Source organism: Haematospirillum sp. 15-248, assembly GCF_012102665.1.
Lineage (GTDB): Bacteria > Pseudomonadota > Alphaproteobacteria > Rhodospirillales > Rhodospirillaceae > Haematospirillum.
This window is the reverse complement of the sequence record NZ_JAAVTF010000002.1, coordinates 22733-35507: the sequence shown is the minus strand read 5'-3', so window position 1 is coordinate 35507 and position 12775 is coordinate 22733. Positions and strand designations below refer to the sequence as shown.

At 60.4% G+C, this 12775-nt stretch carries 11 protein-coding genes; 3 read left to right on the top strand and 8 right to left on the bottom strand.

The features are described 5' to 3' along the window. Positions 1–57: 57 nt before the first annotated feature. Positions 58–1008 (bottom strand): 4-hydroxybenzoate octaprenyltransferase, encoded by a 951-nt coding sequence (gene ubiA / locus HEQ72_RS03180; protein ID WP_168022537.1) that lies wholly within the window; start codon positions 1006–1008, stop codon positions 58–60. Between the two features lie 121 nt (positions 1009–1129). On the opposite strand from ubiA, the gene HEQ72_RS03175 reads away from it, so the two are divergent. The 3 genes from HEQ72_RS03175 to HEQ72_RS03165 all read left to right on the top strand — a co-directional run bounded on the left by HEQ72_RS03175 (position 1130) and on the right by HEQ72_RS03165 (position 5438). Next, positions 1130–1891, top strand: coding sequence for a 16S rRNA (uracil(1498)-N(3))-methyltransferase (locus tag HEQ72_RS03175; RefSeq protein ID WP_168020320.1), 762 nt, complete (start codon positions 1130–1132; stop codon positions 1889–1891). 65 nt (positions 1892–1956) lie between these two features. After that, positions 1957–3318 carry a glutamate--cysteine ligase gene (locus HEQ72_RS03170; RefSeq protein ID WP_168022673.1) on the top strand — a complete coding sequence of 454 codons (1362 nt, stop codon included), beginning with the start codon at positions 1957–1959 and terminating at the stop codon, positions 3316–3318. A 113-nt stretch (positions 3319–3431) separates the two neighbouring features. Continuing rightward, positions 3432–5438, top strand: a complete 2007-nt coding sequence (locus tag HEQ72_RS03165) for a methyl-accepting chemotaxis protein (protein ID WP_168020321.1) — start codon at positions 3432–3434, stop codon at positions 5436–5438. Positions 5439–5445: 7 nt separating this feature from the next. On the opposite strand, the gene panC is transcribed toward HEQ72_RS03165, so the two are convergent. The 7 genes from panC to ccoG all read right to left on the bottom strand — a co-directional run bounded on the left by panC (position 5446) and on the right by ccoG (position 12767). Beyond that, the gene (gene panC / locus HEQ72_RS03160; protein ID WP_416046650.1) at positions 5446–6324 is read right to left on the bottom strand and encodes a pantoate--beta-alanine ligase; all 879 of its coding nucleotides are present in this window, start codon (positions 6322–6324) and stop codon (positions 5446–5448) included. Beyond that, a complete protein-coding gene (panB, locus tag HEQ72_RS03155; RefSeq protein WP_168022535.1) occupies positions 6321–7175 on the bottom strand; it encodes a 3-methyl-2-oxobutanoate hydroxymethyltransferase in 855 nt (284 codons plus the stop codon). The genes panC and panB overlap by 4 nt, the downstream gene beginning before the upstream one ends. A 140-nt stretch (positions 7176–7315) precedes the next feature. Next, the gene (locus tag HEQ72_RS03150) at positions 7316–8053 is read right to left on the bottom strand and encodes a Crp/Fnr family transcriptional regulator (RefSeq protein ID WP_168020324.1); all 738 of its coding nucleotides are present in this window, start codon (positions 8051–8053) and stop codon (positions 7316–7318) included. Beyond that, positions 8053–8265, bottom strand: a complete 213-nt coding sequence (gene ccoS, locus HEQ72_RS03145) for a cbb3-type cytochrome oxidase assembly protein CcoS (protein WP_168020325.1) — start codon at positions 8263–8265, stop codon at positions 8053–8055. Before ccoS ends, HEQ72_RS03150 begins: the two co-directional genes overlap by 1 nt. A gap of 24 nt (positions 8266–8289) precedes the next feature. After that, a complete protein-coding gene (locus HEQ72_RS03140) occupies positions 8290–10704 on the bottom strand; it encodes a heavy metal translocating P-type ATPase metal-binding domain-containing protein (protein WP_168022534.1) in 2415 nt (804 codons plus the stop codon). A gap of 33 nt (positions 10705–10737) precedes the next feature. Next, positions 10738–11250 (bottom strand): FixH family protein, encoded by a 513-nt coding sequence (locus HEQ72_RS03135; RefSeq protein WP_168022533.1) that lies wholly within the window; start codon positions 11248–11250, stop codon positions 10738–10740. A 41-nt stretch (positions 11251–11291) separates the two neighbouring features. Next, on the bottom strand, positions 11292–12767 hold the full coding sequence (gene ccoG, locus HEQ72_RS03130; RefSeq protein WP_168022532.1) for a cytochrome c oxidase accessory protein CcoG: 1476 nt from the start codon (positions 12765–12767) through the stop codon (positions 11292–11294). Positions 12768–12775 lie beyond the last annotated feature (8 nt).

Genomic DNA, 12775 nt, shown 5'->3' with positions numbered 1-12775 from the left:
GCATTGACCGCAAAGGGGGCTCCCGTATGTCCGCAACGGCAAGACCCGGTGTGTGACTCAGCCTGATCCCGGAATTGTGATAGACAGATGGCCGGCAAGACAAGCCCCCAGAACAAGCCACCCGAATTCCCGGTTTGACTGGAACACGACCAAGCAACCTGACGGATCATCAATATCGAGTTGATGAACCTGACGCGCCGCATGCCACAGGGCCGGAACAAGACAAGGATAGAACAGCCATGATACCCCGGCAAGGGCGGCAGACAGGGTGAAAAGGAACAGCGCCATACCATAGAACACGGCAACGGCCGGCTTTGTTCTTTCCCCCAACGCAAGCGCCGAGGAGCCGATTCCAACCATGCGATCTTCCTCGCGGTCCTGGTGGGCGTAGATTGTGTCATACCCCAGAACCCAGAAGAAGGCACCAGCATACAGGGCAAGCATGGGCCACCCCGGGGCACCGGTCACTGCAGTCCACCCGAGAAGTGCACCCCAGCTGAATGTCAGGCCCAGCCATACCTGTGGCCACATGGTCAGGCGCTTCATCAGCGGGTAGGCAAGAAACATGGGCACCGACGCCAGACCCAGAAGAATCGTGGCCGTGTTGAAGGACACAAGAATCAACAGGCCGGCCAGCATGACCAGTCCGATCAGGATCAACGCAGCCCGCACGGAAACAGCACCGGACGCCAGGGGACGGGAGCGGGTGCGCTCCACCAGGCGATCAATGTCGCGGTCAAGAACATCGTTGATCGCACACCCTGCCCCACGCATCAAAACGGCGCCCACCCAGAACAGCAGTGCTGAAGGGATGCAGTCCTGCAAGCGGACATCCACAGCAGCAGCCCCCAGGACCAGGGACCACCAGCAGGGAAACAGCAAAAGCCAGCTGCCAACCGGACGATCCAGCCGCAACAGCTTCAGGAACGGGCGCAGGGATACCGGAACCGCGCGGTCTATCCACCCGTTGACCGGCATATCGCCAGCCATATGTCGTGCATTGCTCATGGTGCCTGTTTAACAATGAAACAGCGGAACAACAATTGCTTGATGCATCTTCCCGGTTCGTGCCACTGAATGGTCTTCCTTCACGGGATGACATGTCCCGCCTGTTCCAACCGGAGATCCCATGTCCGCACGTGTGCTGTGCCGCCTGTTTGTTTCTGCCCGACTGGCAGAGAATGCGCCTGTCTTGGCTGATGCCGGACAAGCCCGTTATCTGGGGTCGGTCCTGCGGGCCCGCCCGGCGGACCGGGTGTGTCTGTTCAACGGGCAGGACGGAGACTGGCTGGCCGATATTGTGCACCTTGATCGTCAGCGCGTGGAATTACGCGCCCTGTCCTGCCTGCGCCCACAGCCGGACACCGGTATCCCGGACGTCTGGCTGCTGTTTGCCCCGGTCAAGAAAGACGGAACGGACATGATTGTCCAGAAAGCAACAGAGCTGGGTGCATCGGTCCTTTGGCCCGTCCTGACCAGCCGCACCAACAGCCAGCGCGTCAATGTCGAGCGTCTGCGGGCAACCGCGATCGAAGCGGCCGAGCAATGCGAGCGCAGCACCGTTCCCGACATGCGGATGCCGGAACGGCTGGAGTCTCTTCTGGCGGGATGGGAACACACACGGACCCTGTATGTTGCCGACGAAACCGGACGCGGGGACCCTGTTGCCACAGTCCTGGCAAGGGAGGCATCCGGGCCGGCGGCCTTTCTGACCGGCCCCGAGGGTGGCTTTGACCCCCGGGAAACAGAGTTGCTGCACCAGGCACCCTTCGTCCGCCCCGTCAGCCTTGGCCCCCGCATCCTGCGGGCCGAAACAGCCGCCATGGCCAGCCTGACCTGCTGGCAAGCCATAAACGGGGATTGGTCCCACCCCTTGATACGACCATACTGATATCATGATTGCACTGATAAAGTGCCCGCTACATTCGAGGACTCCGGAGACTGTTTTTCATGCCTATGTCTGATTCTGCCACCCCTACACCCATGTTGAGCCGGGATGATCTTGTACGCTATCTGGAAAGCGGAAGCCGCCCCGCACATGAATGGAAGATCGGAACCGAGCATGAAAAGCACGCCTTCCGACGGGATACCCATGCGCCGCTATCCTATGATGAACCCGGCGGAATCCGCGATATTCTGAAAGGGCTGGAACAGTTTGAATGGAAACCGGTCAGGGAGGGAGAGCATGTCATTGCCATGACCCGTGCAGACGGGGCCTCCATTTCCCTGGAACCGGGCGGACAGCTGGAACTGTCGGGCGCCCAACTGGAAACCCTGCACCAGACCTGCGCGGAAATTGGCACGCACCGGCAACAGATGCGGGCCGTATGCTCGGAGCTGGGGGTGGGCCTTCTGGCTCTTGGATTCCACCCGACGGCCCGCAGGGATGACATTCACTGGATGCCAAAGGGGCGCTACCGCATCATGCGGGCCTATATGCCCAAACGGGGATCCCTGGGTCTGGACATGATGCTGAGAACCTGCACCGTCCAAGTCAACCTGGACCATGGTTCCGAAGCCGACATGGTGGCCAAGATGCGGGTTGCCACCGCCCTGCAGCCTTTGGCCACCGCCCTGTGGGCCAACAGCCCGTTCACCGAGGGAAAACCCAACGGCTTCCTGAGCTGGAGGGCGCATGTATGGACCGACACGGATCCCGATCGCTGCGGCATGCCGGAGCTGGTGTTCGAGGACGGCTTCAGCTTTGAACGCTGGGCTGATTACCTGCTTGATGTGCCTATGTATTTTGTCTATCGCAAGGGCCAATACATTGATGCGTCGGGACAATCGTTCCGTGACTTCATGGCCGGGCGCCTGCCGGCCCTGCCGGGAGAATATCCGACGGAATCAGACTGGGCAGACCATATGTCTACAGCTTTTCCTGATGTCCGCCTGAAAAAGTACATCGAAATGCGCGGTGCGGATGTTGGCCCGTGGGAACGTCTGTGCGCCCTGCCCGCATTCTGGACCGGCCTGCTGTATGACAGCGACAGCCTGACTGCTGCCCTGGACCTGATACGCCCCTGGACCGCAGAGGACCGGCGGCGTCTTCTGGCCGATGTCCCGCGCCAAGCTCTGAAGGCCCGGATTGGTGGGCAGTCCCTGCAAGAAGTTGCACGGATCGTTCTGGATATCGCCCACAACGGGTTGAAGCGACGGAATCGCATGAACCAGAAGGGACAGGATGAGACAGGTTTCCTGGATCCCCTTCTTGCCATTGCCGAAAGCGGACAAACACCGGCCGAACGCCTGCTGGAGCGTTATGCCCGGAATCCCGGGGCAGGCATGGGCTGGATGTTTGAAGACAGCGGCTGTTGATGGCATTTCCGACACACTGGCCACAGAACGACACGGATAGCGGACAGCCCCGGCCAAACGGGCTATGATGTCCGGCGACAGGGGCACTGTTCTGTCGCCGCGGGGGAGTGGGAATGCCTGCCGTCCTGAAAATCCATGCCCGACTGATGGTCGGGTTTGCTGTTGTACTAGTCCTATTTATGGTTGTGGCCGCAGGATCAGTGTGGATGTTCAAGGATGTCGGGCGCCACGTTACAATTATATCCGGTGCCTCAACCAAGGCGGTGGCCGCCGTGGCCCTGGACCGCCAGATCATGGCCTTCGACAACCTGGTCACATCTTACTCCCGCTATCCGGATGAGAAAGGCCGGGCCGAAATCCTGTCCCAGAACAGTGTCCTGGACCAGAAGGTGGCCGAGCTGTGGATACAGGCCGAGAAAACCCCCGCAGCCGGTGCTGTGGATGAGCTTGCGACAACACTGCAAGCCTATCGTGCCGTTCTGACACCTGCCCTCGATCTGGTACTGCGGCGGGTAACACTGATCGCCGGCACACTGACCCCCCTGTCCGAGCAAATTCTCCAACAGGCCCGGGATGTCCGCACCCGCGCTGCCCGCCGTGGAGATACCACAACCGTCGAACTTGCCGGCCGCATGGCCGAACACGTCCTTCTGGCCCGGCAGGCTGTGGATGACTATCTCCTGACACGCAATGTGGAACGCTTTGGAACCGCATGGGAACAGCTGTTCGTGGTCGAGGAAGTCATGGCTGCCGTCCCCGAGGTACGAACCGCAGCGAATAAACCCTATGAACAATATCAAGACAGCCTGAACGAGCTGTCCGGCGTGGTCAGCGAGCTTCTGGTTCTGGAAGAGCAGCTTCACACAATCGGGGAGGCCATCACCTCCACCACCGAACGGATCAAGGAGCTGTCCCTGCAGGAAGAAAAACGTATCCAGGAGGATACGCAGGCAGCCATCACAAACAGCCTGAACGGTGCCAGTGTCTTTGTCACTGGCCTGACCCTGGCCAGCCTTGTCGTTGGAATCGGGGCCTCGTTCATGATCGGGCGCAGCATCGCCAATCCCATTCAGGCCATGACACGGACCATGCGCCTTCTGGCCGAAGGCAACAAGGACATCGAGATTCCCGGTATCGACCGGCATGATGAAATTGGTGACATGGCTTCTGCCGTGCAGATCTTTCGCGACAACGCCCGGGAGGTGGAACGGCTGAACCAGGAACGCGCCGCCAGCGCACAGCAGGCCGAAGCCCGGCGCCGGGCCTCCATGCTGGCCCTGGCTGATGACCTGGAACGCAATGTGGCAACGGTTGTGCAAACCATCTCGGATGCAGCCGGCAACATGCATATGGCCGCAGAGGAAATGACCGCCACAGCACGGGATGCCACACATCAGGCCGGGGTTGTACGTGAAACAACGCTGGAAACAGCGACCAATGTGGAAATTGTGGCTTCATCCGCCGAAGAGCTGTCAACATCCATCCGGGAAATCGGACAGCAGGTTGCCCGCTCCACCACCATTGCATCACAGGCAGTGGAGCAAGCCCAGCATGCCAATGAACAGGTTGTCAGCCTGCTGGACAGCACCGAACGCATTGGCGAGGTTGTGCGCCTGATCAGCGCGATATCAGAGAAAACAAACCTTCTGGCCCTGAATGCCACCATCGAGGCCGCCCGGGCCGGGGACATGGGCAAAGGGTTTGCCGTGGTCGCCAACGAGGTCAAGACACTGGCCAACCAGACCGAACGGGCCACAGCAGAAATTGGCCAGCAGATCCGCTCGGTCCAGGGGGCCACCCGGGATGCCGCAAAAGCCATACAGGCGATATCGGACGTTATCCGCCGGATGAGCGAGATCGCATCGGCTATCTCGGCAGCGATCGAGGAACAAGGGGCCGCAACCCACGAAATTGCCCGCAATACCCAGCAAGCATCCCACAGCACAACCACAGTACGCAACACCATCACGGCTGTAACCGATGCAACCAACAGCACCGGTGAGGCAGCCAACCGCGTTCTTCAGGACTGCACGGAGCTTGTGGAGCACATGCGCGCGCTGTCGGGCACAGTCACTGCGTTCCTGTCATCGGTACGCAGCGACAATACCGGCGGGGCCTGATACCAGATCAGGCATCCCACACACGCACCGTATCAATCAGGCGCGTTTTTCCCAGAAAGACAGCAGCAAACAGACGCAGGAACGGACCGGACTCCCCATCCGGGGGCTGCAAGGTGCGTTCATCACGCACATCCAGGTAATCAATCGGGCCAAAGCCCGCCTGCTCCAACTGACCTGCTGCAACCTCACAGGCCTGTACCGGATCGGCACCTTCACGGATAGACCGGGCTGTCTCACACAGAATCGCATAAAGACGGGGCGCTGTTTGGCGTTCAGCCGGGCCAAGATAAGCATTGCGTGAAGACAGGGCCAGGCCATCAACATCCCGCACCAGTGGTGCGGCTTCGATCGTGACCGGGATATCCAGATCCGTCACCATGCGGCGGATAACCTGCAGCTGCTGGAAATCCTTCTCTCCGAACACGGCGACATCGGGCAGGCACTGCAACAACAGCTTGGTGACCACCGTTGCCACGCCGCGAAAATGCCCGGGCCGCTGGTCGCCACACAGACCGGAAGACACGCCCGATACCTCGACAAAAGTGGAGGCACCGGGGCGGTACATGTCATCAACAGAAGGCATGAACACAACGTGCCCGCCGGCATCGGCAACCCGCACACAATCCTGCTCGGGCTGGCGGGGATAGCGGGTCAAATCCTCTCCCGGGGCGAACTGGGTTGGATTGACAAAGATCGAAACAACCACCCGGTCCGCCTTGCGCCGGGCCAGCCGAACCAGTTCCATGTGGCCAGCATGCAGGGCACCCATCGTCGGGACCAGCCCCACCCGTAACCCGTCAGCCCGCCAGTTGGCCACCTGTACACGCAGGTCGGCAACGGTATGCACAATGTTCACCATGGCCTGCACAGTCCCGTCCATCATCATTCCTGCCCACCGCTATCATGATCTTGCGCCTTCCCGGCAACGGCAAAGCAATGCTCAGGCCCCGGGAAGACACGCGCCCGGACATCAGCGGCATACCCGGCAACAGCATCGGAAAGCAAGGTCCCAAGCTCGGCATAACGCCGGACAAAACGCGGTGTGAATGTGTCAAACAGCCCCAGCATGTCTTCGGTGACCAGGATCTGGCCATCACACGCCACCGAAGCCCCGATGCCAATCACAGGAACCGGAACTTGGCCCGCAATGGTCCGTGCCAGTGGTTCCACCGCAGCCTCCAGCACCACAGAAAACGCCCCCGCTTCGGCAACGGCAAGGGCATCATCGTGGATTTGCCTGGCTTCTTCCCCGGTACGCCCCCGGGCGCGAAAGCCACCAAGCGTATTGCAGGACTGCGGCGTCAGCCCGACGTGCCCCATTACCGGAACGCCCCGTTGAACCAGGAAACGGATAGTCGGTGCCATTTCGGTCCCGCCCTCCAGCTTGACAGCAGCCGCGCCGGTCTCGGCCAGAACACGCGCCGCAGTCCGGAAAGCCTGCTCCGGGCTTTCCTGATAGGTTCCAAAGGGCAGATCCACAACCACGCAGGCACGGCGTGCCGCACCGGCAACAGCGCGGCCATGGGCAATCATGATATCAAGCGAGACCGGCAGGGTGGTTTCCATGCCATACAGGACCATACCCACAGAATCGCCCACCAGCAAAACATCGACATGGGGGTCCAGGTATCGGGCCATCGGGGCCGTATAGGCTGTCAGGCACACCAACGGGGTTCCGCCCTTGCGGGCCATGACAGCGTGGGGGGGCAAACGCTTGGTATCAGCCTGGACACTCATCCTTGGCTCCATCACAGGGGCAAACAAAACGGGCCGAAACAAAATGAGATGCCCGGCCCGGGATACAAGCCCGTTCTAGCGGTTCAGGGAAAAAGAGAAAAGCGAAAACCCCCCGATAACCGCTGTCGTAAGGGCCACAATCAGCACAAACACCCGCCCGCAGCGATTTGCTCCAGGGCTTGCATGTCCAGGAGGTCAACCTGCGTGTTGCCATTGATAGCGATCAATCCCTCTTTCTTCAGCCCGGTCAGGGTCCGGCTGACGGTTTCAATGGTCAGCCCCAGATAATCAGCAATATCCAGGCGGCTCATAGGGACGGACAACGGCGACGGTACGTCCCCCCTCTGCGTTGCGCGCCGGGACAGCATCAGCAGAAAATGAGCCACTTTCTCACGGGCACTCATGCGCCCCAACAACAGCATTTGCTCCTGGGCGAAAGACAATTCTGCAATCATGCGATTCAGAAGACGCCGCTCCAGCTCGCGCGAGCCGGCAACGACTGTATCCAGTGACAGAAGGGAAAACCGGCACAAGGTCACGGGGGACAGGGTTTCCGCCGTATACCCGTACAACCCGTTGTGACCGAAACCGAAAAAGTCACCGGGAAAGAGAAAGCCAACAATCTGCCGTCGCCCGTCGATCATCAGCTTGGACAACTTGACCGCCCCGCTGACCAGCGTGAAAATATGGTCAGTTGGGTCGCCTTCACGGAAGACTGTGGCCTGGGCCTCCATTCGCATGTCGTGCCGGATCGCCCGCAGAGCCGATGATGTCTGTGCCAAACCGGCACAAAAAGCACGCTCATCCAGGTCACAACAGGCACAGTCCATCCGCGAACCGGCGGGCACAAAAGCAGAAACAAGTGCAGAAACGGGCATTAAACGGACTCCGGACCACTGGAGCCGGGCCGCACGGGCCGGTCATGCTGCGATTCAGGAGCATCCGCAGACTCATCGTCATCGAAGAGAATACGGCTTGCCGCCCCGTCCAGATCATCGAACTGACCGGAACGCATCGACCACAGGAATGCGGCCAGCCCAAGCAAACCAAGAAACAGGGCAGCGGGGATCAACAGCAAAAGGGAATTCATTGGTCCTGTCCTTCCTGTGGACCGCTACCGTCCCTTTCCCGGCCAACGGGACAGGCGAAGGGCATTGGCGATAACCACAACCGAAGACGAGCTCATGGCAAAGGCTGCAACCAAGGGTGTTACATACCCGGCAACGGCCAGCGGGATAGTTACCACATTGTAGGCAAATGCAAGCATGAAATTCTGGCGTACCAGGGTATCAGCAAAACGCGCAACACGCAAAATCTCGACCACTGGCTCCAGTCGTTCCCCCTGGAAGACAACATCCGCAGCATTCTGGCTGATATCGGCAGCCGAAGACGGAGACAACGACACATCCGCGGCGGCCAATGCCGGGGCATCGTTCAGGCCATCACCAACCATCATAACGCGCCGTCCCATGGCCGCCAGCTCCTGCAGGCGGGCAACCTTGGCCGCCGGGCTGCAACCGGACTGCCATTGGGTTATCCCCAGAGACGCGGCAACCACGGCAACCGCTTCCGCACGGTCGCCGGACAACAGCTCGATCGCCATTCCCTGTTCCTGCAGGGCAGAAACAACGGCCACCGCATCGGGACGCACCGCATCCGTGAACAGAAAGGGCACCGGGTCAGACCCCGGACATGACAGCCAGAGTTCAGGTCCACCATGGGGGGAACGATCGGCAGGCGCATGACAGAATACAGCACTGCCCATGCGGATCTCACCCTCGGCGGTCAGCCGGCGCAACCCGGAACCGGGGATTTCTTCCACCCCGTCCACAAGGGGCCGCATGCAGTGGCGCACAAGGGCACGGGCCAAGGGATGACGGCTGGCGCCAGCCAGGGACGCAGCAATATCAAGGGTTCCGTCAGCCTGCCGGGCTTTCAGGTTTTCAGGCTCCAGGACAGGCTGGCCACAGGTCAGGGTTCCGGTCTTGTCGAAGACCACGGTATCCACACCCACGGCGCGTTCCAGAGCGGTCGGGGACTTCAGCAGGATGCCACGCCGTAACAAGCGCCCCGAGGCAATCACCTGCACCACCGGAACCGCCAGGGCCAACGCACAGGGACAGGTGATGATCAACACCGACGCCGCGGTCATCAAACTATCCTGCCACGGTTGGTCGGACAGGCTCATCCAGCCAATAAAAGTCAGGAGCGCGGCCAGATGCACAACCGGGGCATAAAAACGGGCCACCCGGTCCGCCAGCACCACATAGCGCGCGCGCCCCTGCTCTGCCACATCCATCAACCGTGAAATTTCGGCCAGCAGGGTTCCTTCCCCAACCGCTACGGCCTGTAACCGCAGCGGAGCAGTCAGGTTCAGGGTTCCGGCAAAAACCTGTTCGCCGGGGCCAACCGCGCAAGGCATGGTTTCCCCGGACAGCAGGCTGGTTTCCAGCTCCGACTGCCCGGACAGGACAAGGCCATCAACGCCTATCCGCTCGCCCGCAGCCACAAGCACCGTTGATCCTGGTCGCACGGTTTCAGGCAAAACCAAGCTTCGCCGGCCATCCGCGTGTTCCACCGTTACCGGGCGGTTTCCCAGCATGACAAGCTGACCGGCAGCAGAGCGGGCACGCCCACGGGCACGACTGTCCAGGTAGCGCCCGACAAGCAGGAAAAACAACAGGGTTACAGCCGCGTCAAAATAGGCATGGGGCCGACTGTGGGCTGTTTCCCACAGGCTGACGCCGGTTGCCAGCAACACCCCGATGGTAATCGGTACATCCATGTTGGTACGCCCGTGCCGCAGGGCTGACAGGGCCGAACGCAGAAACGGCCGGATACACCAGGCAACCGCCGGAAAGGCAAACAGGGCTGAAAGCCAGTGAAACAGGTCACGGGTCCAGACCCCCATATCCACGCCGGCCCACACTGATACCGAGAACAGCATGATATTGGCACTGGCAAAGCCGGAAATGGCAATCCCGCGCAAAAGCTCGCGCTCGGCGGTGCTGTATTCCGCCTCGACCCGCCGGGGATCATAGGGCAACAGGCGGTACCCGACCTGACAGACAGGATCCAGAAGAACCGGCGCATCCGCAGCCGCCCCCTTCCAGAGAAGGGTCAAACGGCGGGTTGTCATGTTGACACGGGCCGACACCACACCGGTCTGACGCGCCAAAACCGCTTCGATCAGCCAGACACAGGCCGCGCAGTGTATACCCTCGACCATCAGGTGCAGGACACACAGGCCCTCGGGTGTTGTGCCAACCCATGGCGTACAGTCGGGCAGGCCGGGCGCATCCTGGTCCGGACGCAGGGGACGAAGATCAGGGTCAATCTGGCGGCGCTTGTAATAGGCTTCAAGCCCCAGGCCGGACAGCAGTGCAAAAGCGGACTCACAGCCGGCACAGCAGAACGTTGTTCTCCCCTGTGCCGCATCCGGAACCGGCTGGCCACAATGCCGGCAGGCCGCCGCACCACAGCCCCCGGTCCCGGGGCCGGCAGACAGAAGCAGGGTACTTTCAGGCATGGCAACATCCGTTCCGGAAGCAGACAAACAGGTTTATCTCAGGTCAATACGCTCTATCGTGCGCCACTGGACAGAATCACCGCGCCCGGCACTGACCCGCAGCTCCCACAGGCCCGGAAGGGGAAACGCGATATCGCGGGCATAGGTACCGGGCCCGGTCGGCGGCAGCTCCACATGACGGTCAAGCCCTTCCTGGGTCGGACGCCACACAAGGACTGCAACATCCAGCCCATCCAGGGGATGCCCCTCTGCACCGGTAAACGTCATCGTGACACGGGCCGTGCGCCCTCCATCGGCAGATCCTACGGACAGGGGCTGCAGGGACAGGCTCCCGTTCCAGCCAAGACGCGCCTGCTCGGCACTGGCGGCAATCTTGTCATTGTAGCCGTTGCGACGGTTGGACGGTTCCCGGGTTTCAAACCCGTTGAAGGTCACGGTAGCCAAGGTCAGCAGAATGGCATTCACCACAAAGACCAGACCAAAGCCACCGACAAAAATCCACGGATACCACCAACCCCGGGGTCGGTTCTGCTGAACGGATGACACACTTCCTCCTGGTCATAAACGCGCTGGCACACACAGGGCGGTCAACGCTGCGGCCCGGCAAACAACGAACCACGGGACGCCGCTTCGCCCGTGTGAAGATTACGCAGGGCAAATGTAACATCGGTCGCCTTGCCCTCAAGAGCCTTTTGCGGGGCCGTGGCATAAACACGGAACGTTGCCACACTGTTGGGTTCAACCTCCAACTGAAGCTCTCCGGCTTCAATATCGGAGCCGACAACCTTCAGGGTCCCACCCTCAACGCCGCGAATGGACACCGCGTACGTATTCTTCTCGGGCCGCTTGTTGAGGATCTTGAGCGTATAGCCGTTGCGTATGCTCCCGTCCGTCAGGGTTACGAACAACGGGCTGCGTTCATGCAGAACCGTTACCTCCAGACGTGACCGGGTTGACACCCCCAGGATCATGACCAGAACCAGCACCGTTATCAAAGCAGCATAGATGATGGTACGTGGGCGAACCAGACGGTGCTTTATTGGCTCACCACGGGCACGGGCCAACTGGCGATTGGTACTGTCGTAGGTGATCAGCCAGCGCGGCAGGTCAAGGCGGTCCATCATGGAGTTACAGGCATCAACACAGAGACCGCAGCCAATACAGGCAAGCTGGCTGCCATTGCGGATGTCTATGCCGGTTGGGCAAACCTGAACGCACAAGGTACAATCCACACAGTGCCCGCGATTTTCAAACGACGTTCCCTTCTTGGCAAATCCACGCGGTTCACCACGCCATTTTTCGTAGGTCACGATCAGGCTGTCTTCGTCAAACATGGATGCCTGAAAGCGGGGCCACGGGCACATGTAGATGCACACCTGCTCCCGCGCCCAGCCAGCCAGCAGGAAACAGAAACCCGCCACAATCCCTACCGACAGGTAAACACCCCAGCCGGCATCACCAGTCAGGAAGGTTGTTGCCAGTGTCGGAACATCGTTGAAATAAGCGGCCCAACCAAAACCCGTTACGACCGATATAAGCGCCCAGATTGTGACCTTGATAGTCTTGCGGGTAAACTTTCCAACGGTCATTGGACCGCGATCCAGCTTGATCCTAGCGTTACGGTCCCCTTCCAGCCAGCGCTCGACCATAACAAAGATATCGGTGAACACGGTCTGGATACAGGCAAAGCCACACCACACCCGCCCCAGCAGGGCTGTAGCAAAGAACAGCCCCAAGGCCCCGAGAACCAGAAGACCGGTCAGATAGTAGATTTCCTGGGGCCAGATTTCCAGCCACAGCAAGTAGGCCCGCCGCCCTTCCAGATCCAGAAGAATGGCCTGATCCGGCGCATTGGGACCACGATCCCACCGTAACCAGGGGGTCAGGAAGTAAATGAGCATGAAAGCAACATTGGCCCAGTTCTTGGTGCTCCGGAACAATCCCGGCATATACTTGGGCTGGACCTTTACATGCTCCGCGTACAGGGACACTTTCTCCAGTTTCCCTGTCTTCTCCGTGCGTCCCGATCCGGAAGCATCTGTCTCTTTCTCATTCAATGTCATCGCGTTGC